The organism is Zobellella maritima, assembly GCF_003075035.1.
GTDB lineage: Bacteria > Pseudomonadota > Gammaproteobacteria > Enterobacterales > Aeromonadaceae > Oceanimonas > Oceanimonas maritima.
The window spans coordinates 1,152,126-1,171,806 of the sequence record NZ_QCZE01000001.1; the positions used below are offsets into that span (position 1 = coordinate 1,152,126).

Genomic DNA, 19,681 nt, shown 5'->3' on the forward strand with positions numbered 1-19,681 from the left:
ATCAATGAAGATGTTACAACGGGTATTGTATGTCGAGGATGAACCCGATATTCAGGCCATCGCCCAGCTGGCATTGGAAATGGTCGGTGGATTCACCGTCAGGATCTGTTCTTCGGGAGCCGAAGCAATGGCGCAGGCGGTCGGCTTTGCACCGGACATAATACTGCTGGATGTGATGATGCCGGAAATGGACGGCCCGACGACCTTCAGGGCCCTACGCGACCAGCCTGAACTGGCCGACATACCGGTCGCATTCATGACCGCCAAGGTACAACCCGGTGAAATCGCCGAGCTGAAAGCACTCGGGGCCCTGGATGTGATCGCCAAGCCGTTTGATCCCATGACCCTGGCCGATGAAGTGAGAAACATCTGGGAACATCACCATGGCTGAAAATGAACAGCAACGGCAGGCCCTGGCCCGGTTGCAGGCATTGCGTGAAGATTATCTGGCGCGGCTGCCGAAAGAGCTGGCAGAGCTTCGCTGTCTGGCTGCCCGGCTGCCGCAGGCACCCCAGATAGCAGACACCCTCGGCAGGCTGCTGCACCGCTTGCACAAGCTGGCAGGCTCCGGCGGCAGCTTCGGCCTGCCAGAGCTGAGTCACCATGCCCGCCGGCTGGAGCGGCAGATACAGCTCTGGCTGGACAGCCCCCTCCCCAACCAGGCCGAACTGGCGGCATTTGCCGGCGAGATAGGTACCCTCGCGGAGCTCGGCAGGCCCAGATGCCGTAGCGGGGCGGCTTGGGTCGGCCTGTCGCATCCCTTACCACGACAAGAGCGGGTTCACCTCTGGCTGGTCGAAGACGACCCGCAGCTCGCCGCCACGCTGGTCGAGCAGCTTGCCTCTTTTGGCTACCGGGTGACCCGTTTCTGCTGGCTGGCAGAGGCCGACCAAGCCTGCATCCATGATATACCCGATATCCTGCTGCTCGACATGATACTCGAAGCGGACGGCGTCCATGGCACGAAGCAGCCGCTGACCAGGCTGGCCGCCCTTGCCTGCCCGCTTATCATCATTTCGGAACGGAATGATTTTCAGTCCCGGGTCCGGGCCGCAAAACTGGGGGCCGAAGGCTACATCCTCAAGCCCATAGCCATGCCCCGTCTGGTCAACCGTATCAGCCGTATCCTGGAAAACCGGGCATCGCCACCGGAACGGGTACTGATAGTCGAAGATGATCAACTGCTCGCCGACCACTATCGGCTGGTGCTCGAGCACGCCGGCATGACGGTCGACATCCTGCAACAACCGGAGCTGGTTGCGGAAACGGTTTTTTCATTCCGCCCCGAGCTTATCCTGATGGATCTCTATATGCCCGACTATTCGGGGCCCGAGCTGGCAGGAGTTTTGCGCCAGCATGACAACTGGACCGGGCTGCCCATTGTCTATCTGTCGGCGGAGACCGACCTGGGGCGCCAGATAAAGGCCCTGCAGTCCGGCGCCGATGACTTTCTGACCAAGCCCATCTCGGATGCGCAACTGGTGGCGGCGGTGCGCGTGCGGGTCAAGCGAGCCCGGGTACTGATGTCCCAGATCAACCAGGACAGCCTGACCGGCCTGCTCAAGCACGCCACCATCAAGGAGGCCGTGGACATGGCGCTCGCCAATGCCCACCGTGACGGCTACCCGATTACCCTGGCGATGCTGGATATCGACTTCTTCAAGCACGTCAATGACAGCTATGGCCATGCCACCGGCGATGTGGTGATCTCCGCCGTCGCCATGCTGCTGCGTCAGCGGTTGCGCCGCACCGATATTATCGGACGTTACGGCGGTGAAGAGTTTCTCGCCGTGCTGCCGGGATGTGACGCCGCTTCGGCCCATCGCATCATGGACAAGATCCGTCAGGACTTCGCCCAGCTTCCTTTCAGCCAGGGAGACACCGGCTTTACCTGCACCCTGTCCGTGGGCCTGGCCTGCACGGTTTCCTTCCCGGCCGACATAGGCGCCAAGCTGCTTGCCCATGCCGATCGGGCCCTGTACATGGCCAAGCATGGGGGCCGGAACCAGACCAGAATCGCCGCTCCCCATGATCCCCCCGGCCCCGAGCACAGTGCCTGAACAAACCAGGCCATGTTACCGTCTGCTCGGGCGTTTCCCAGTAGCAAACCCGGCCTTGCAACGCATCAAGGAGGCGGTGGATGATCCGCCGATATGGCTCAGGGCCGGCCTGCCCGTTTTTCCCGGGCGATCAGCCAGTCGTCACACTTACCGACCAGCCAAAGCACGACCAGGCCGAGCGTCACCATCAACAGGTAGTCCAGCCAGGCCATCAACGCCCCCTGATCCTGCGAATACCGGCCTCATAGCGGCCTTCATCCGAGTCAACCTGGGTCTGAAAATATTTCAGGAACCACATGTATTGCTCGGGCCAATCCTGCAACAGGGCCTCGATTTCCGCATTCATGGCCCGGGTATCCCTGGTGATGTCACCGCTCGGATAGGGCGCCATCGGCGGGTGGATCAGTAGCTCGTAGCGATGCGCTTCTGTGTTGTAGATGCACAACACCGGCAACACCTTGGCGCCGGTCAGCCTCACCAGCTTGGGCAGCGCCGGCAGGGTAGCCTTCATCTCGGCGAAGAAGGGCACGAACAGGCTGGCTTCCCGGCCATGATCCTGATCCGGCAGGTAACCGAAGTTATTGCCCTCCCTGATACTCTTGATCACCGCCTTGATACCGGCTTCCCGCTCATAGATGATGCCGCCGAAACGGGCACGCTGCATATTGATAAACCAGTCGAACAACTCATTCTTGGCGCTGTGCATCATGGTACATATGGGCAACCCCAATGAGCTTAAATAGACACCACCGGCGTCTATGGTCCAGGTATGGGGCATCAGGAAAATCACCTTCTCGTCCTGCGCCAGGCAGGCATCCAGGTGTTCCTGCCCCTGTATCTTGAAGCGCCCCTGCAGATAAGCCTTGCTGCGCGCCGTCCAGGCGCCGTAACCGAAAAAGCCCATCAGCCCGGTGCGTACCGAGTTCAGCAGCATGGCCTCCACCTCGGTCGGGGTCAGCTGTGGGAAACACAGGCCGATATTGGTGCGCGCGATATAGCACTGTTTCTTCGCCAGCCTGACCACCATCGGTGCCAGGGCGCCGGCAAAGGCGTCGCGCGCACGCACCGGTACCCAGGCCAGCAGCCAGAGCGCCCCCAGAGCCAGCCAGGTACCCCAGTATTTGGGGTGCAGAAACACGGATTTAAAGCGCAAATCAAATACGGGATCATGCCCGGACATAACAACATCCTTAACAAAAAATTGAATATCGGCCTGTATTCCGACCGGCTCCACGCACCGGCACAGGCATCCAGGGGGGCGCAGTGTAGAAAAAAATCGCGTTGAGATCACCCCTGGCCGAATCGCTCGCCCCCTTCGGCCAGCCATCGGGACTCCTGCTCGGTGTCTGCCCGCCCCAAGATGGCATTTCGGTGAGGAAAACGTCCGAAGCGATAAATGATATCCAGGTGCCGCCGGGCATAATCCAGTGCCTGTTGACCCATGGAGCGGTGCGCGGCGGGAAAGGCCCCTGCCAGGGACTCGAAGCAGGCCACACTCAGGCACTGGCAGGCCAGATCCTCCGCATGTTCCAGGGGCAGATAGAAGAACAGCCGCTCCGACAAGGTCAGCGCCTTATCCTCCCCCTTGGCCAGCGCGTCGAGCACCAGCGAGGTCGCCCTGGTGTCCCCAGCAAACGCCCGTGGGTCACGACGATAGGCATTGCGGGTGAATTGATCCAGGAGCAATACCAGCGCCAGGCGTCCTTGCGGATGTTCGGCCCAGCCGTCGAGCTCCCCTGCCAGCGCCTGCTCCAGCAGGCCACCAAAGCGGCTGACGATTTCCCGGTCGAATGCGGGGCCACCGGCAAACCATCGCTTTTGATAAACCCGCTCACTGATGCCTGACGGCTGCTCACCAAACCAGAATCGTATAACGGTTGCGGGGGTCATATCCGGTTCCTTTTCGGTCTGAAATAGTCGGTGTTGGCGTAAAATTCCGGCTGCTCGTTGGCCGGCCACCAGCCGGGTATGCCCAATAACGGCAAGGGCAGCAATGGTCTGGGCCGTGAAAATATATCCCGGCTGTTTATGGTATCGGCCAGTGCCTGATCCAGCCATTGGTACTGCTCCGGGGGCGACAGCCGATAAAACCCGGCCTCCGCCTGCAGCACCAGGCATTTTCCGGTCAGGCCGATAAACGGCGCCAGCGCCTGCTCATAGAGGGCATGACCGAACACAAAGGGCAACCAGTCCCGCTGCCAACGCGACCGCTTTTCCAGAAACAGGCCGTGCCAGTCGTGTTCCCGCAACAGGGTTTCCAGCTCTTGTTGGTCGGGCGCCACCAGCACCAGGCCACATTCATCGAAATGGGTGAGGCGATCACGCCTGGGAGTACGGGATTTCACCCCCATCCGCTGGATATCCTCCATATGCTGACGATTGAGCAAGGCCTTGGTACGGGGAAACTGCCACCAGATGACGGCACCGAAGAAATCATGCCAGTTCTGCTCGCGGGTCGGCACCTGCCCTGTGGCCACCGCTTCTTCATAATAATGCCCCATGTCCATAAAGGCACTATCATCGATAAAGGTCACCGGTATTTCCCCGGCCCGGAACCGGTTTAGCTGACCCACAGAGGGCCATTGTCGCCAGGGCATGGGCGACAGCAAGGGGCTCAGCTGTCCGAGAATCGGGTTTCGGTCAATAAAATCGGGATCCCAAAGCATATCAGGCTACTAGTGGTTGAAAACGCCCAAGAATACCCTGCCTGGCTCGCGCTGGCTAACCGGATTGGCCTTGTGTAATATAGCGCCGCTTTTCGACCCGGTCATAATTTAGGAGTGCTGTCATGAAATGGTTCTCGGCCCTGGTGCTCGCCGTGAGTTTGTTGTCGCCTTATGCCTTCGCAGCCGGACAGGGTGAGGAGACTCTGAAGGTGGGTGAAAGATGGCTGCTGGGGCGGGTCGAATGGATCTGGCTGCCGGCCCTGGATGACAAGCTCAAGGCACGCATCGATTCCGGCGCCAAGACCTCATCCATGAGTGCCACCGGCATCGAGGAGTTCAAAAAAGGCGAGCAAGCCTGGATCCGCTTCTACTTTGAACACGACAAGCATATGGTGCAGCTGGAGGCGCCGCTCAGCCGGTACGTCAGGATACGCCAGGCCAACAGCAAAAAGCTCGACCGGCGCCCCGTGGTGATGCTGGATGTCAGACTCGGCAGCCTGGAAAAAACCGTGGAGTTCACCCTCAAGGACCGGACCCGCATGAACTATCCGGTACTGCTCGGGCGGGAATTCATGGCCAGGGATATCTTAATCGATCCCTCCCGCCTCTTTGTTCAGCCGGTATTGGAACAGGACTGAGCCCGTCGCCATACGGGCCAGGCCTTCGGGCGTGCAGGGCATGACACCCGCAGGCACCTACGACACCCCGTAACGCTGGCCATAGGCCAGGATGTCCCTGCTCAAGTGGGCCTTTTCTTCCGGCGACAGCCAGCAGGCATTGACCGCATTCAGGGTCATCGCCAGCAGTTGGCTGTCGCTGGCGCCCAGCCCCTGCTGCACCGCCTGGTAATTGGCATTCATATATCCGCCAAAGTAGGCCGGATCGTCGGAATTGATGGTCACCTTGACCCCCGCCTGCAACAGCCGCAGCAGGGGGTGATCGGACATTTTCTCCACTACCCTGAGTCTGAGATTGGACAGAGGGCATACGGTCAGGGGCACATGTTCGGCCGCCAGCCGGGCCACCAGATCCGGATCCCGGATAGCCGCCACCCCGTGGTCGATACGCTCGACCTGAAGGATATCCAGGGCATCGCAGATGTTCTGGGGCGGCCCCTCCTCGCCCGCGTGGGCCACCAACCGGAACCCCAGCTCCTGGCAGGCGGCGTATACCCGGCCGAATTTGGCCGGTGGATTACCCTGCTCCGATGAATCCAGACCCACACCGGCGATCCTGTCCTTGAAGGGCATGGCATCTTTCAGGGTATCGAACGCATCCTGCTCCGACAGGTGACGCAAAAAAGACATGATCAGCCGGCTGGTCATGCCCCATTCCTGTCTGGCCTGCTCCAGGGCCCGATGGATACCCGACATCACCACCGCAAAGGGCACCCCGCGTGCGGTATGGGCCTGGGGATCGAAGAAAATTTCCGTGTGGCGAACCTGCTCCGCATGGGCCCGGGTCAGATAGGCCCAGGTCATGTCGAAAAAGTCCTGCTCATTCAGCAGTACCCTGGAACCCTGGTAATAGATATCGAGAAAGGATTGTAAATCACTGAATTGATAGGCGTCCTTGAGTGCCGCTTGATCGGCATAGGCGAGTTTGACATTGTTGCGTTCGGCAAGGGCAAACACCAGCTCCGGCTCCAATGTCCCTTCGATGTGCAAATGTAACTCCACCTTGGGTAGTCCTTCGATAAACCCGGACATATGAACCTCCACCACTCGGCTGTTTTTATTTAAACATACCAAAGAAACCTCCCGCCCGTGAGGAGAAAAGGGACATTTATTGGCCAGGATCGGCCGCTTTTGCAGACAACCACCCGACTTCTGATCAAAAATGCCCGCTGCCGTACTTTACGCCATGAATGGATAGTTGAATGCTCCGTCTGATAAAACGATTATTGCTGTGGCTGGGTATCCTGTTACTGGCCGGTCCCGTGCTGGTGACCATCGCCTATCGTGTGCTGCCCGTCCCCGTCACCCCACTGATGGTGATCCGCCTGTTTGAGGGCGAAGGCCTGCGCAAACACTGGCGCGGTCAGGACGCCATTTCAAGCCACCTGAAAAAGGCGGTCATCGCCGCCGAAGACAATCGCTTTTGCCGTCATCACGGCTTTGACTGGCATGCATTCAGCGATGTACTGAGCGAGTTTCAGGCCCACGGCAAGCTGCGCGGCGGCAGCACCATCAGCATGCAAACCGCCAAGAATCTCTACCTCTGGCCCGGGCGAAGTTATACCCGCAAGGCCCTGGAAGCCGTCTACACGCCCCTGCTCGAACTGACTCTGCCCAAAGACAGGATCCTCACCCTCTATCTGAACATTGCCGAATGGGGGCCGGGTATTTACGGGGCCGAGGCCGCGGCCCGCGCCTATTTCAATACCTCGGCCGCCAACCTGAGTCCCCACCAGGCGGCGCTGCTGGCGGTGGTGCTGCCCAACCCCAGGCGCTTCAATGCCGGCGCGCCCTCCGCCTATGTGCGGGGCCGGGCCGGTATCATTCAGCGTCGTATGGGTCAGTTGGGCCCTTTGTTGAATTGCATCAAGACATGATCAGGCCGTATTCTCGTCATAGTTCTGTCACAATCAGCCCTGACAGTGAGTAGATACCGGGCACCTTACCCAATACTTAAGAACAATAAAGGGACAAGCATGACAAAAACCAATCTGATCTGCGATATCGACGGCGTTATCCTGCACAACAACGACCTGATCCCCGGCGCCGACTTCTTCGTCAAGCGGGTGCTGGAGCAGGAAATGAATCTGCTGTTCCTGACCAACTACCCGGCCCAGACCCCGAAAGATCTGCAAAACCGTTTTTACTCTGCCGGCATCCAGGTACCCGAAAGCTGTTTTTATACCTCGGCCATGGCTACCGCCGACTTCCTCAAGCGCCAGAGCGGCGAAAAGGCCTATGTCATCGGGGAAGGCGCCTTGATCCACGAGCTGTACAAGGCCGGCTTTACCATTACCGATATCGACCCGGATTTCGTGGTGGTGGGCGAGACCCGCAACTACAACTGGAGCATGATCCAAATGGCGGCCAAATTCGTTGCCAACGGTGCCCGTTTTATCGCCACCAATCCGGACACCCACGGCCCACACATGCACCCAGCCTGTGGCGCCCTGTGCGCACCGATCGAGCGCATGACCGGCAAGAAACCCTTCTATGTGGGCAAGCCCAGCGCCTGGATAGTCCGCGCCGCGCTTAATCATATGGATGCCCACTCGGAAAACACCCTGATCATCGGCGACAACCTGCGCACCGATATCCTGGCCGGCTTTCAGGCAGGTCTGGAAACCGTGCTGGTGCTGACCGGTGTCAGCCAGGTGCCGGATATTGACAAGATGCCGTTCCGTCCCCAGCATATTTACAACTCCGTCGCCGACATCGACCTCTTCTAACAACAAATACTGACTGGTTCATGGATCCTATCTTTATCGCTATCGCCTTTGGCTGCGGCCTGGCCGTATATATGGTTAACCTACCGCCGCTGATTGGTTTTCTGGCAGCCGGCTTTGTGCTTAACGCCATGGGGTATGAAAGTACCGCCGTGCTGGACACCCTCGCCAACCTGGGGGTCACCCTGCTGTTGTTCAGCATTGGCCTTAAACTCAACATCAAGACCCTGCTCAAGCGCGAGGTTTGGGGGACCGCCAGCGGTCATATCCTGCTCTCGACCGGGCTGTTCGCCCTGGTCCTGATGGCGGTGAAATGGGCCGGGCTCAGCCTGGCCCTGGAGCTGCAATGGGACCAGGCGGTGCTGCTGGGCTTTGCCCTGAGTTTTTCCAGCACAGTATTTGCGGTCAAGGTGCTGGAAGAACGCAGTGACATGAACACCTTCTATGGCCGTATCGCCATCGGGGTACTGGTCATGCAGGACCTGTTCGCGGTGGCGTTTCTGACCTTCTCCACCGGCAAGATGCCCAGCCCTTGGGCGCTGTCGCTGCTGGTGCTGCTGCCGCTACTGCGCCCGCTGTTCTTCCGGGTGCTGGAGCGGGCGGGCCATGGTGAATTACAAATCCTGTTCGCCGTTTTCCTGGCGCTGGTGGTCGGCGTCGGCGGCTTCGAACTGGTCGGCATGAAGGGAGATCTGGGGGCTCTGGTGGTCGGCATGATGCTGGCTTCCCACCATAGTTCCTCCTCCCTCGCCAAATCGTTCTTCAATATGAAAGAGCTGTTCCTGGTGGCCTTTTTCCTCAATATCGGCCTCCAGGGCATGCCCACCACCGATACCCTGTGGCTGGCCGCCATCCTGCTGCTGGTCCTGCCGCTGAAGAGCCTGATTTATTACGTCTTTTACAACGGCTGTGGCCTGCGTATCCGCACCTCGCTGCTGGCCACCTTCAGCCTGACCAACTATTCGGAGTTCGGCCTGATCGTGGCGGCCCTGGCGGCAAAACAGGGCCTGCTCAGCAACGACTGGGTGATCGTCGCCTCGATCGCGCTTGCCGTCTCCTTTGTGGTTTCGGCCCCGCTCAACAGCCATAACGAAAACATCTACCGCAGCCTGATAGGCCGCTTCCGCCCCAGGGAGAAGCTGCGCCTGCATCCGGACGACATGCCCATCGAGCTGGGAGGTGCCAAGGTACTGATTGTCGGCATGGGGCGCATCGGCCAGGGCGCCTACATGGAGCTGGAGAAACACTATCAAGGGAAGTTGCTGGGGATCGACAGCGACGAGAAGAAAATCGAGTTGTTGCAGGGACTGCAGCTCAACGTGATCAAGGGCGACGCCTCCGACTCGGACTTCTGGGACAAGACCAATATCGGTGATCAACTGGAATATATCCTCCTGGCCATGCCCAATCACACCGGTAACCTCTATGCCCTGGAGCAGATCCACCATACCGAATTCCAGGGCAAGGTGGCGGCCATCGTCCGCTTCCCCGACGAGGCCGCCGCCTTGCGCGAACTGGATATAGACGCCGTGTTCAACATCTATGAAGAGGCCGGCAGCGGCTTTGCCCGCCACGTGCTGAATAACCACGTTCCTTCCTCACCCACGGGGGCGGTGTAGGGTCCCGTTACCCTTCCTCGATGGGCGGCAGCAGGGTTAACCCTAATATTTTCACCCTGGGCGAAAAATTAATTCGCTGTAAAAGCCAGGGCTGCAGGCGTATATCAGATGGATCTTTATCTAGGTCCGTTTGTCATGTCCCTGAGCTGCCCTGCCCTGCCGATCCGAACTTCCCTCGATGCCCTGGTCGATGCGATTGCCGAACAAGGCATCGGGATTTTTCCCGACTTTTTCGCGCCGTCACTGATTGACGCCTTGCGGGACGATGTGCATGCCCTGCCGCAGCACCGGCTGAGCCAGGCCGGCATTGGCCGGGAGCTGGCCCATCATACCAACAGCCGCATCCGTACCGACAAGACCTGCTGGATTAACGGCCACAGCCGCCCCCAGCAGGACTATCTGGCGCTGATGGCCGAGATCCAGCAGCAGATGAACCGCCAGCTGTTTATGGGGCTGCAGGACTACGAATGCCACTACGCTCGGTATCAGGCCGGTGACTTCTACAAGAAACACCTGGATGCCTTCAGGGGTCGCAGTAACCGACGACTGACCACGGTCGCCTACCTGAACCCCGAGTGGCAGGCGCAGGATGGCGGCGAACTGCTGGTTTATGACCCACAAGGCAGGCACCCCATCCTGCAGGTACTGCCCCAGGCCGGCACCCTGGTATGCTTTTTATCGGAGCGGTTTCCCCATGAGGTACTGCCCGCTAGGCGCACCCGACTCAGCATCGCCGGCTGGTTCAGGGTCGATGGCCCTCTCGGCTGAACATAAAATAAAAAAACATCAAAAAACAGCCTATGAAATATATGAATATCATTTAAATAGGGATCTTATTAAGGATTTATCATAAAGGTTCCTTTTTTTATAAATTTTCCATATTTCTGCTTTGCAAGCCCGGGGCACTCTGGCAACCTGAGTCTATGTTTTATAGATGATTCTGTGACAAGGACAGCCTCATGTGCTCCATTTTCGGTATTCTCGAACTCAAGTCTGATCCCGGCGCGCTGCGCGCCCGCGCCCTCGAGCTTTCCAAGCTGTTGCGTCACCGCGGCCCCGACTGGTCCGGGGTCTACAGCAGCGATCATGCCATCCTGGTGCATGAACGACTGGCCATCGTCGGCCTGGACAGCGGCGCCCAGCCCCTGTACAACACCGCCGGCACCCATGCCCTGGCGGTGAATGGCGAGATTTATAACCATAAAGAGCTGGAAGCCGAACTCACCTGCGGCTACCAGTTCCAGACCAAGTCGGACTGCGAAATCATCCTGGGGCTGTACCAGGAAAAGGGGCCCGAATTTCTCGACGACCTGAACGGCATCTTCGCCTTTGTACTGTACGACCAGGAGCAGGATGCCTACCTGATAGGCCGGGATCACATGGGTATCATCCCCCTCTATACCGGCCATGATGAAGACGGCAACTTCTATGTGGCTTCGGAAATGAAGGCCCTGACGCCGGTGTGCAAGACCATAGAGGAATTTCCTCCCGGGCATTTGCTGTATAGCAAGGAAGGTCAGCCGCGCCGCTACTACAAGCGTGACTGGGAAAGCTATGACGCGGTCAAGGACAATACCTCCAGCGTGACCGAACTGCATGACGCCCTGACCGCTGCGGTCAAGCGCCAGCTGATGTGTGATGTGCCCTATGGCGTGCTGCTGTCCGGCGGGCTGGATTCCTCGGTGATCTCGGCCATTGCCAAGCAGTTTGCTTCTCGGCGCATCGAAGATGACGAGCAGTCCGAAGCCTGGTGGCCCCAACTGCATTCCTTCGCCGTCGGCCTGGAAGGCGCCCCGGATCTGGTTGCCGCACGCAAGGTCGCCGACCACCTGGGCACCATCCACCATGAGCTGCACTACACGGTGCAGGAAGGCCTGGATGCCCTGCGCGAGGTGATCTATCACCTGGAAACCTATGATGTCACCACCATCCGCGCCTCCACCCCCATGTATCTGATGTCCCGGCGCATCAAGGCCATGGGCATCAAGATGGTGCTCTCCGGCGAAGGCTCAGATGAGCTGTTCGGCGGCTACCTGTATTTCCACAAGGCCCCCAACGCCCGGGAGTTTCACGAAGAAACCGTGCGCAAGCTGCAGGCGCTGCATATGTTCGACTGCCTGCGCGCCAACAAGTCGATGGCCGCTTGGGGCGTTGAAGCCCGGGTACCCTTCCTCGACAAGGAATTCATGGATGTGGCCATGCGCCTCAACCCCGCCGACAAGATGTGCGGCAACGGCAAGATGGAAAAACATATTTTGCGTGAAGCCTTCAGCGATCTGCTGCCCCACGAAGTGGCCTGGCGCCAGAAGGAGCAGTTCTCCGATGGCGTCGGCTATTCCTGGATCGACAGCCTCAAGGAAATGGTAGAAGAGCAGGTTACCGATCAGATGATGGCGACAGCGGCGTTCCGCTTCCCGCTCAGCACCCCGACCACCAAGGAAGCCTATTACTACCGCTCGATTTTCGAGTCGCACTTCCCCCAGGAGTCCGCCGCCAAGTGTGTGCCTTCCGGTCCGTCCGTGGCCTGCTCCACCCCCACGGCATTGGAGTGGGACGAACAGTGGAAGAACATGGCCGATCCTTCCGGCCGGGCGGTCAAGGGCGTGCACAGCAAGTCCTACTGAATCTAAAAGCTGAAAGTAAAAATGGGCGTTCGAAAGAACGCCCATTTTTCCTGCTCAATTCCCGGCAGATACCCCTGTGGGAGGCGCGACCCCGCGGCGATATGGCTTAGGTCATTAAATATCCTTCGGATATTATCGCGCCGGGTCGACGCTCCCACAAGGGTCGCCCCTCCTACAGACAAAACCGACATTCGGCAGATACCCTTGTTACCATTGTGGGAGGCCCGACCCCGCGGCGATATGGCCAAAGGCCATCAACATACTGGCATCGCTGCTACCGTCCCTCAATCCCAGTCGTCTTCATCTTCATCATCCTCTCCCGGCGCCGGGCGGGTTTCTACCACAGGAGGCGCCAGCACCGATACCGCCGCCAACAGGGATTTACGGTGCTGCCAGTTACCCACAAAACCGAAGCGGTAACGGTCATCTTCCAGCTGGAATCTGTCTTCCACCTGAGAGCCCAGAGTCTGACTGAGCAATGCCAGCTCCGGCTCGGACAGAGACAAATCCAAGGTAAAGGCAATGATGGCGCCGTCATGGCCCGGCAACTTGCCCTTGTCCACCGCCCTCACCCTGTCTCTGGGTACGGCCACCGCTTCTCCTTTCACACCGTTGATGATGTAGAGCCGCTCCCGATCAAACGCCAGGTTGGTCAGCCGTCGCCGGCTCCAACTGGCCGGCCACAGGCTGAGCAACAGCACTGTGCCGCCGAATATTACCCCCACCCAGTGGATCAGGCCAAAACCGGCCTGACCATAGTAGAAAGCCGCCGCTACCGCCGTCAGGCTGGCTAACAGCACCAGGCTGTGGGTCAGGTAAAAGCGCAACCGGGGCGGACGCGAAACAAAGTCGAGCGGACGCGCCAGCACCTCATCCAGCGGTAAAGGACGAACTGTCATGATCTTTCTCATCTGTATCCAAAACGCCTACCCTAACAAAATTATGATCGTGCATAAATTAAAAGCCGGCGGCATGATGCTGGAGTAAACAGTTGGTGGCAACACACGGAGGAGAACATGAGGCGGGGTCTGTTCATTGTAATGTTGTGGCTGCCCATGGCCGCCTGGGGCCAGGCGGTGGGCGAATATGCCGCCGGCTGTCAGTATAATGCCAGCGCCCTGCCGGACAGAGGGCCGGGCTACTATGTCATTCGGCACCAGCAGGCCCGCTACTATGGGCAGCCCGAGATGATCAACTACCTGCAGGAGCTGGGTAAAAAAGTCGTCAGCGCCGGGCTTCCCCCCATGCTGGTGGCCGATATCGCAAAACGCCAGGGCGGCCCCTTCGCCTATGGTCATCGCAGCCATCAAACCGGACTGGATGCGGATATCTGGCTGCGCAGTCCGCCCCCCGTTCCCGACAGCGAACGGCTTGCAACCATCAGCGCCGTGGACATGGTGGATCACCGCGGCTATTACCTGACCGCCGCCTTTACCGACAACCAGCGCCAACTGATTGCCCTAGCGGCACAGGACGAGCGGGTCAGCCGGGTGTTTGTTCACCCCTTGATCAAACAGGCGATGTGCCGGACTTATGGAAATGCGGATTGGCTGGGCAGGATCCGTCCCTGGTTTGGGCACTCCAGCCATTTCCATGTTCGCCTGCACTGCCCCGAAGGACACCGCGATTGTGTGCCACAGGCTCCTGTCCCCAAGGGTAGCGGTTGTGGCAGCGAGCTGGCCGGGTGGCTGCGCGACCGGGCCGGCGAAATAACCGTGACCGCCACTGCGCCCTGGCGTCCCCGATTACCCAGGGCCTGTATCGGCCGGGTCGAATAATGCTATTTAACATAACACCAGTGGACGCGAAAGCTAGGCGCGCAGGGCCTGGGTGGGCTGCTGACGTCCGTTACGGCGGTGAGCCATATAGGTCTCCAGCTGGGCAACCTGCCCGGCATCCAGCTCGATCCCCATCTTGGTGCGCCGCCATAGCACGTCTTCCGGATAGAGGGCCCATTCATGGTCCATCAGGTAATCCACCTCCGCCTGCCACAGGCGCGGATGAAAATACTGCCCCAGCTCCTCCGGCGCCTTTGCCTGGCCGAGCCAGTCCCAGGCATTCAGGCCATAGCGCGCTATGATCAGTCCCGCCCAGCCGGCATCAAGCCAGGGATAGTCGTGCATTAGCTTGGCCTGCAGCGCCGCCCTGCTGCCGCTGAACTCGCCGCCCAGCAGGGTGGCATTCCGGGTCCAGGCCGGCCCCATCCGGGGAAAGTAGGGCGTTAATTTGCCGAGCGCCGACTCCGCCAACTTGCGGTAGGTGGTCAACTTACCGCCGAACACCGACAGCAGCGGCAAGGCTCCCGCCTTGTCTTCCAGCTCCAGGGTGTAATCCCGGGTAATGGCCTGGGGCGAGTCGGACTCGTCATCACAGAGCGGACGCACCCCGGAGTAGCTCCACACCACCTGCTCCGGGGTCAGCTCTCCCTTAAAGTGTCGATTGACAACCTTGCACAGATAGTCGACCTCGTCCGGAGTGATGGCCACATCCCGGGGATCTCCCTGATATTCCACATCAGTAGTACCGATCAGGGAGTATTTGTCCAGATAGGGAATAACAAACACGATACGGTTATCTTCGTTCTGCAGAATATAGGACTGGGGCTCGTTATGGATACGTGGCACTACGATATGGCTGCCTTTCACCAGGCGAATATTGCGCGGCGAACGGCTGTGCAGGCCATTGTCGAAGAACTGTTTTACCCAGGGCCCGGCGGCATTGACCAGCGCCTTGGCAGTCACCTGTCGCTGCTCCCCGCTCAGCTCGTCTTTTACCGTCACCCGCCAGCGGCCATGCTGCCGTTCGGCACCAATACAGGGGGTGCGGGTATGAATATGGGCTCCATGGCTGGCGGCTAAACGGGCATTGAGGGTCACCAGTCGCGCATCGTCGACCCAGGCATCGGAATATTCAAACCCCTTGGTAATGTCGTCGAGCAGCGGACCGGTACCATCGAACTTGAGGCCATGGGAACCGGGCAGGGTCGCCCGTTTGGCCAGGTGATCGTACAAGAACAGGCCGATACGGATCATCCAGGCCGGCCTGAGATGGGGCCTGTGAGGTAACCGGAAACGCATGGGGCTGATGATATGGGGGGCCATTTTCAGCAACACCTCCCGTTCGGCGAGGGCTTCCTTTACCAATCTGAATTCATAATGCTCCAGATAACGCAGGCCGCCATGGATCAATTTGGAGCTATTGGAAGACGTTGCACTGGCCAGATCCTGAGCTTCAAACAAGGCCACTTTCAGCCCCCGCCCGGCGGCATCGGCCGCGATGCCCACCCCGTTGATACCACCACCTATGACCACCAGATCAAAATCATTGACGCTCATACGAAACCCACTCCTTTCGATAATGTTCTTTTATATTCGCAAACGAACATTACTGTATCTTCTTTAAGCATAGCTGCCAAGTTCGGAATGAAAGAATTTTAAAAACAGGGTAAACAGAGTATGGGGTTAAACGCACAAAGGGCCATTGTGAGAGGGATGACCCCGCCATGCTGAGCTGAAGAAGGAAAGTATTAGATGGCCTCCCACAACTCGCCGCGGGGTCGCGCCTCCCACTGATAATCTGCCGGGGATTGGGGGGTATTGTAGGAGCGTCGACCCCGCCGCGATAATATCCGCAGGATATTTAAAGCCCTGAGCCATATCGCCCCGGCCTAACACACACCTGTAACCGGTGAATATACCCGAGTTAGTTGGCAGGGCTTCATCGGCCCTGAGTCGGATTTGCTGTAGGAGCGTCGACCCCGGCGCGATAATATATCCGCAGGATATTTAATGGCCCGGGCCTTATCGACCCGGCCTCGCACCTACCTGAAACTGGTGAAAATATTTAATGGCCTAGCGGCCAACTCGCCCCTTGGTCGGGCCTGCTACTGGGTGTTACGAGCAGATATAGCAAGCGACCTGGTTGGCTTCCATCAGCTTGAGTACGGAAGAAGGCGGTGATTGATCGGTAAACAGGGCGTTTACCTGTGTGATGTTGCCCATGTTGACCATGGCGTTGCGGCCGAATTTGCTGTGATCGGCGGCGAGCAGCACCTGCCGGCTGTTGTTGATAATGGCCTGGGCGATGCGCACTTCGTGATAGTCAAACTCCAGCAAGGATCCATCTGTATCTATTCCCGAAATACCGATAATGCCGAAGTCGGTGCGAAACTGCTGCACAAAGTCCCGGGTGGCCTCGCCCACTATTCCGCCATCCCGGTTACGCACCTCGCCCCCGGCAATGATCACGGTAAAGTCTTCCTTCTGGCTGAGGATGCTGGCCACATGGATATTATTGGTGATCACCCGTAGCTCATTATGCTCGAGCAGGGCCCGGGCCACGGCCTCGGTGGTGGTGCCGATATCGATAAACAGTGACGCCCCGTCGGGGATCTGGGCTGCAATCGCCTTGCCGATACTTTCCTTTTCCCGGGCATACATAACCTTACGCGAGTCGTAGGCGGCATTGACGGTACTCGACATCAGCGAGGCGCCGCCATGGTGGCGACGTATGCTGTTCTGTTCGGCCAGATCGTTCAGATCCCGGCGTATGGTTTGCGGGCTGACATCAAACTGGGCTACCAGATCTTCGGTACTGGCAAATCCCTTTAGCTTAAGCATTTCCAGTATCTGCTGGTGACGCTGGGTTTGTTTCACTTCCGCAACTTCCTGTCGTTTAAGGACTTGATGCAAAAATTGTATCTGATCGAACATGCAAATCCCAGTTCAGGCCTCTCCATAGGCACTAGGAACTAAAAGGAACATATTCGAACATCACAAATTAACGATACGCTAAAAGGTTACAAAAGCGTGACACACCCCCCAAAAACTGATCGGATCTGTTTTCGTTTATGAACATTTGGGTAATAGTTCTCCCAACATCAATCATAAATCAACATTCATGGAGGAAAACATGGCGATCAAACGTCCAAATACACTCATGGGAGAATGCATATCCGAATTTATCGGTACCGGCCTGCTGATCTTTTTTGGCGCCGGTTGTGTCGCGGCCCTGGTGGTTGCCAAGGCCAGCTTCGGGCTATGGGAGATCAGCCTGACCTGGGGCGTAGGGGTGGCCATTGCCATCTATGTGGCCGGCGGGGTGTCGGGCGCCCATATCAATCCGGCGGTCACCCTGGCACTCACCCTGTTCCGGGGCTTCGACAAACGCAAGGTGCTGCCCTTTATCATTGCCCAACTGGCCGGTGCCTTCAGTGCCGCCGCCCTGATTTACAGCCTGTATCAGCCGCTGTTTGTAGAATGGGAGCAGGGTATGGGGGTAATACGCGGTAGTCAGGAAAGTCTGGCGCTGGCCGGCATTTTCTCAACCTATCCCCATCCTTTGCTGTCCAATAGCCATGCTTTTATGGTGGAACTGGTGATCACCGCCGTGCTGATGATGGCCATACTGGCACTGACCGATGACAAAAACGGCGGACCCAAGGGCATGACGGCGGCGCTGCTGATTGGCCTGCTGATCGCGGTGATCGGTGCGGCTACCGGCCCGCTGACCGGCTTTGCCATGAACCCGGCCCGGGACATGGGCCCCAAGCTGTTTGCCTGGCTGGCCGGCTGGGGGGAGATCGCCCTGACCGGGGGCCGTGACAACCCCTACTTCTGGGTGCCTGTTCTCGGTCCCGTGGTCGGTGCCTGCACCGGAGCCTGGCTGTATGATCATGCCATCGCCCGGTTTTTGCCCGCTGCAAACGGCACCGCCGACGCCGGACAGCCAGACCATTCAAGCAAGGAACAACGGGCCAGCGCCTGACAAAATCAACAAGGAGATAACCCGATGACGCAAGAAAAACGCTATGTGGTCGCACTGGATCAAGGCACGACCTCGTCCCGCGCCATTATTTTTGATGAAAACGCCAACATCCAGGGCGTAGCCCAACGGGAATTCGGTCAGATCTACCCCCAGGCCGGTTGGGTCGAGCATGATCCCATGGAGATCTGGGCCAGCCAACGCTCGACCCTGACCGAGGTGCTGGCCAAGACCGGGGTGAGTGCGGATCAGATTGCCGCCATCGGCATCACCAACCAGCGTGAAACCACAGTGGTATGGGAAAAAAGCACCGGCAAGCCGGTTTACAACGCCATCGTCTGGCAGTGCCGCCGTACCGCCGAGCTGTGCGAGCAGCTCAAGGACAGGGGCCTGACCGACTACGTAAAGGAAAATACCGGCCTGGTGCTCGACGCCTACTTTTCGGGCACCAAGCTCAAGTGGATCCTGGATAACGTAGCAGGCGCACGGGACAAGGCCGCCCGGGGCGAACTGCTGTTCGGGACCGTCGACACCTGGCTTATCTGGAAGCTGACCGAAGGCCGGGTTCATGTCACCGACTACACCAATGCCTCACGTACCATGCTGTTTAACATCAACAGCCTGCAATGGGACAAAAAACTGCTCGACGAACTGGAAATCCCCGCCTCCATGTTGCCCGAAGTGCGTCCGTCCAGCGAGGTGTACGGCAAAACCAATATCGGCGGCAAGGGCGGCACCCGCATCCCCATTGCCGGTATCGCCGGCGATCAGCAGGCCGCGCTGTTTGGCCAGCTGTGCTTCCACAAGGGCATGGCCAAGAACACCTATGGCACCGGCTGTTTCCTGCTGATGAATACCGGCGGGCAGAAGGTCAGCTCCCGTAAGGGTCTGCTCACCACTCTGGCGGTCGGTGCTAAGGGGGAAGTCAACTATGCCCTGGAAGGCTCTGTGTTCATGGGCGGCGCCACCATCCAGTGGCTGCGTGACGAGCTGGGGCTGATCCGGGAGGCCGACGATACCGGCTATTTTGCCCAGAAGGTAAAAGACAGCAACGGTGTCTACCTGGTCCCCGCCTTTGTCGGGCTGGGCGCCCCCTACTGGGATCCTTATGCCCGCGGCACCCTGATCGGCCTGACCCGGGGCGTTAACCGCAATCATATTATCCGGGCGGCATTGGAGGCGATTGCCTATCAAAGCAGGGACCTGCTAGAAGCCATGCAGGAAGACTCCGGCCTGATGTTGGCCACCCTCAAGGTCGATGGCGGCGCCGTGGCCAACGACTTCCTGATGCAATTCCAGGCCGATATCACCCATGCCCGAGTGGTGCGTCCGCAACAGACCGAAACCACCGCCATGGGCGCGGCCTTCCTGGCCGGTCTGGCGGTCGGCATGTGGCAGAGCACCAAAGAGCTGGCCGACAAGTTCGCAGTCGACAAGGAATTCAAGCCGCAGATGGACGGCACCACCCGGGCCCGCCTCTACCATGGCTGGCAGAAGGCGGTAAACCGCTCCCGGGACTGGGAAGAGCATTAAGCCTTATCGCTCC

The 19,681-nt window shown here is 58.8% G+C and carries 18 protein-coding genes; 11 read left to right on the plus strand and 7 right to left on the minus strand.

Annotated elements, in window-relative coordinates; translation table 11 throughout:
* Positions 1-4: 4 nt before the first annotated feature.
* Positions 5-391 (plus strand): response regulator, encoded by a 387-nt coding sequence (locus tag DCS96_RS05270; RefSeq protein ID WP_116473275.1) that lies wholly within the window; start codon positions 5-7, stop codon positions 389-391.
* Entirely contained in the window at positions 384-2,060 is a 1,677-nt protein-coding gene (locus DCS96_RS05275; RefSeq protein WP_116473276.1) for a diguanylate cyclase, read from the plus strand. Before DCS96_RS05270 ends, DCS96_RS05275 begins: the two co-directional genes overlap by 8 nt.
* A 211-nt stretch (positions 2,061-2,271) precedes the next feature.
* On the opposite strand, the gene lpxM is transcribed toward DCS96_RS05275, so the two are convergent.
* The 3 genes from lpxM to DCS96_RS05290 form a co-directional block, all read right to left on the minus strand.
* Positions 2,272-3,240, minus strand: a complete 969-nt coding sequence (gene lpxM / locus DCS96_RS05280) for a lauroyl-Kdo(2)-lipid IV(A) myristoyltransferase (protein ID WP_116473277.1) — start codon at positions 3,238-3,240, stop codon at positions 2,272-2,274.
* Positions 3,241-3,347: 107 nt separating this feature from the next.
* Positions 3,348-3,950: a DUF924 family protein gene (locus DCS96_RS05285; protein ID WP_116473278.1), complete on the minus strand. Its 603-nt coding sequence runs from the start codon at positions 3,948-3,950 to the stop codon at positions 3,348-3,350.
* Positions 3,947-4,726 (minus strand): DUF3025 domain-containing protein, encoded by a 780-nt coding sequence (locus DCS96_RS05290; protein ID WP_116473279.1) that lies wholly within the window; start codon positions 4,724-4,726, stop codon positions 3,947-3,949. Before DCS96_RS05290 ends, DCS96_RS05285 begins: the two co-directional genes overlap by 4 nt.
* Before the next feature lie 122 nt (positions 4,727-4,848).
* Between DCS96_RS05290 and DCS96_RS05295 the strand changes: the two genes are divergently transcribed.
* Complete coding sequence (locus DCS96_RS05295) at positions 4,849-5,364, plus strand: ATP-dependent zinc protease family protein (RefSeq protein WP_232818185.1); 516 nt, start codon at positions 4,849-4,851, stop codon at positions 5,362-5,364.
* A 57-nt stretch (positions 5,365-5,421) separates the two neighbouring features.
* Here DCS96_RS05295 and DCS96_RS05300 read toward each other — a convergent pair whose 3' ends face one another.
* Positions 5,422-6,435 carry an adenosine deaminase gene (locus DCS96_RS05300; RefSeq protein WP_116473280.1) on the minus strand — a complete coding sequence of 338 codons (1,014 nt, stop codon included), beginning with the start codon at positions 6,433-6,435 and terminating at the stop codon, positions 5,422-5,424.
* Positions 6,436-6,605: 170 nt separating this feature from the next.
* On the opposite strand from DCS96_RS05300, the gene mtgA reads away from it, so the two are divergent.
* The 5 genes from mtgA (at position 6,606) to asnB (ending at position 12,372) form a co-directional block, all read left to right on the plus strand.
* A complete protein-coding gene (gene mtgA, locus DCS96_RS05305; protein WP_116473281.1) occupies positions 6,606-7,280 on the plus strand; it encodes a monofunctional biosynthetic peptidoglycan transglycosylase in 675 nt (224 codons plus the stop codon).
* 99 nt (positions 7,281-7,379) lie between these two features.
* Entirely contained in the window at positions 7,380-8,132 is a 753-nt protein-coding gene (locus DCS96_RS05310) for an HAD-IIA family hydrolase (protein WP_116473282.1), read from the plus strand.
* Positions 8,133-8,152: 20 nt separating this feature from the next.
* On the plus strand, positions 8,153-9,748 hold the full coding sequence (locus DCS96_RS05315; protein WP_116473283.1) for a cation:proton antiporter family protein: 1,596 nt from the start codon (positions 8,153-8,155) through the stop codon (positions 9,746-9,748).
* Positions 9,749-9,883: 135 nt separating this feature from the next.
* The gene (locus DCS96_RS05320; protein WP_116474538.1) at positions 9,884-10,516 is read left to right on the plus strand and encodes a 2OG-Fe(II) oxygenase; all 633 of its coding nucleotides are present in this window, start codon (positions 9,884-9,886) and stop codon (positions 10,514-10,516) included.
* Positions 10,517-10,707: 191 nt separating this feature from the next.
* Entirely contained in the window at positions 10,708-12,372 is a 1,665-nt protein-coding gene (gene asnB / locus DCS96_RS05325; RefSeq protein ID WP_116473284.1) for an asparagine synthase B, read from the plus strand.
* A 284-nt stretch (positions 12,373-12,656) separates the two neighbouring features.
* Here the strand turns inward: asnB and DCS96_RS05335 are convergent, their stop codons facing one another.
* Complete coding sequence (locus tag DCS96_RS05335; RefSeq protein ID WP_116473286.1) at positions 12,657-13,271, minus strand: hypothetical protein; 615 nt, start codon at positions 13,269-13,271, stop codon at positions 12,657-12,659.
* Positions 13,272-13,388: 117 nt separating this feature from the next.
* Between DCS96_RS05335 and DCS96_RS05340 the strand changes: the two genes are divergently transcribed.
* Positions 13,389-14,150 (plus strand): penicillin-insensitive murein endopeptidase, encoded by a 762-nt coding sequence (locus DCS96_RS05340; protein ID WP_116473287.1) that lies wholly within the window; start codon positions 13,389-13,391, stop codon positions 14,148-14,150.
* A gap of 33 nt (positions 14,151-14,183) precedes the next feature.
* Here the strand turns inward: DCS96_RS05340 and glpD are convergent, their stop codons facing one another.
* Both glpD and DCS96_RS05350 read right to left on the minus strand, forming a co-directional pair.
* On the minus strand, positions 14,184-15,707 hold the full coding sequence (glpD, locus tag DCS96_RS05345) for a glycerol-3-phosphate dehydrogenase (RefSeq protein WP_116473288.1): 1,524 nt from the start codon (positions 15,705-15,707) through the stop codon (positions 14,184-14,186).
* Positions 15,708-16,265: 558 nt separating this feature from the next.
* Positions 16,266-17,027 (minus strand): DeoR/GlpR family transcriptional regulator, encoded by a 762-nt coding sequence (locus DCS96_RS05350; RefSeq protein WP_116474539.1) that lies wholly within the window; start codon positions 17,025-17,027, stop codon positions 16,266-16,268.
* A 256-nt stretch (positions 17,028-17,283) separates the two neighbouring features.
* Between DCS96_RS05350 and DCS96_RS05355 the strand changes: the two genes are divergently transcribed.
* Complete coding sequence (locus DCS96_RS05355) at positions 17,284-18,138, plus strand: MIP/aquaporin family protein (protein WP_116473289.1); 855 nt, start codon at positions 17,284-17,286, stop codon at positions 18,136-18,138.
* A gap of 24 nt (positions 18,139-18,162) precedes the next feature.
* Positions 18,163-19,668 carry a glycerol kinase GlpK gene (gene glpK, locus DCS96_RS05360; protein ID WP_116473290.1) on the plus strand — a complete coding sequence of 502 codons (1,506 nt, stop codon included), beginning with the start codon at positions 18,163-18,165 and terminating at the stop codon, positions 19,666-19,668.
* Positions 19,669-19,681 lie beyond the last annotated feature (13 nt).

What these genes read in the sequence shown, in the direction of transcription:
- DCS96_RS05270 (WP_116473275.1), top strand. Translation starts at nt 5, where the DNA reads ATGAAGATGTTACAACGGGTATTGTATGTCGAGGATGAACCCGATATT.
- DCS96_RS05275 (WP_116473276.1), top strand. Translation starts at nt 384, where the DNA reads ATGGCTGAAAATGAACAGCAACGGCAGGCCCTGGCCCGGTTGCAGGCA.
- lpxM (WP_116473277.1), bottom strand. Translation starts at nt 3,240, where the DNA reads ATGTCCGGGCATGATCCCGTATTTGATTTGCGCTTTAAATCCGTGTTT.
- DCS96_RS05285 (WP_116473278.1), bottom strand. Translation starts at nt 3,950, where the DNA reads ATGACCCCCGCAACCGTTATACGATTCTGGTTTGGTGAGCAGCCGTCA.
- DCS96_RS05290 (WP_116473279.1), bottom strand. Translation starts at nt 4,726, where the DNA reads ATGCTTTGGGATCCCGATTTTATTGACCGAAACCCGATTCTCGGACAG.
- DCS96_RS05295 (WP_232818185.1), top strand. Translation starts at nt 4,849, where the DNA reads ATGAAATGGTTCTCGGCCCTGGTGCTCGCCGTGAGTTTGTTGTCGCCT.
- DCS96_RS05300 (WP_116473280.1), bottom strand. Translation starts at nt 6,435, where the DNA reads ATGTCCGGGTTTATCGAAGGACTACCCAAGGTGGAGTTACATTTGCAC.
- mtgA (WP_116473281.1), top strand. Translation starts at nt 6,606, where the DNA reads ATGCTCCGTCTGATAAAACGATTATTGCTGTGGCTGGGTATCCTGTTA.
- DCS96_RS05310 (WP_116473282.1), top strand. Translation starts at nt 7,380, where the DNA reads ATGACAAAAACCAATCTGATCTGCGATATCGACGGCGTTATCCTGCAC.
- DCS96_RS05315 (WP_116473283.1), top strand. Translation starts at nt 8,153, where the DNA reads ATGGATCCTATCTTTATCGCTATCGCCTTTGGCTGCGGCCTGGCCGTA.
- DCS96_RS05320 (WP_116474538.1), top strand. Translation starts at nt 9,884, where the DNA reads ATGTCCCTGAGCTGCCCTGCCCTGCCGATCCGAACTTCCCTCGATGCC.
- asnB (WP_116473284.1), top strand. Translation starts at nt 10,708, where the DNA reads ATGTGCTCCATTTTCGGTATTCTCGAACTCAAGTCTGATCCCGGCGCG.
- DCS96_RS05335 (WP_116473286.1), bottom strand. Translation starts at nt 13,271, where the DNA reads ATGACAGTTCGTCCTTTACCGCTGGATGAGGTGCTGGCGCGTCCGCTC.
- DCS96_RS05340 (WP_116473287.1), top strand. Translation starts at nt 13,389, where the DNA reads ATGAGGCGGGGTCTGTTCATTGTAATGTTGTGGCTGCCCATGGCCGCC.
- glpD (WP_116473288.1), bottom strand. Translation starts at nt 15,707, where the DNA reads ATGAGCGTCAATGATTTTGATCTGGTGGTCATAGGTGGTGGTATCAAC.
- DCS96_RS05355 (WP_116473289.1), top strand. Translation starts at nt 17,284, where the DNA reads ATGGCGATCAAACGTCCAAATACACTCATGGGAGAATGCATATCCGAA.
- glpK (WP_116473290.1), top strand. Translation starts at nt 18,163, where the DNA reads ATGACGCAAGAAAAACGCTATGTGGTCGCACTGGATCAAGGCACGACC.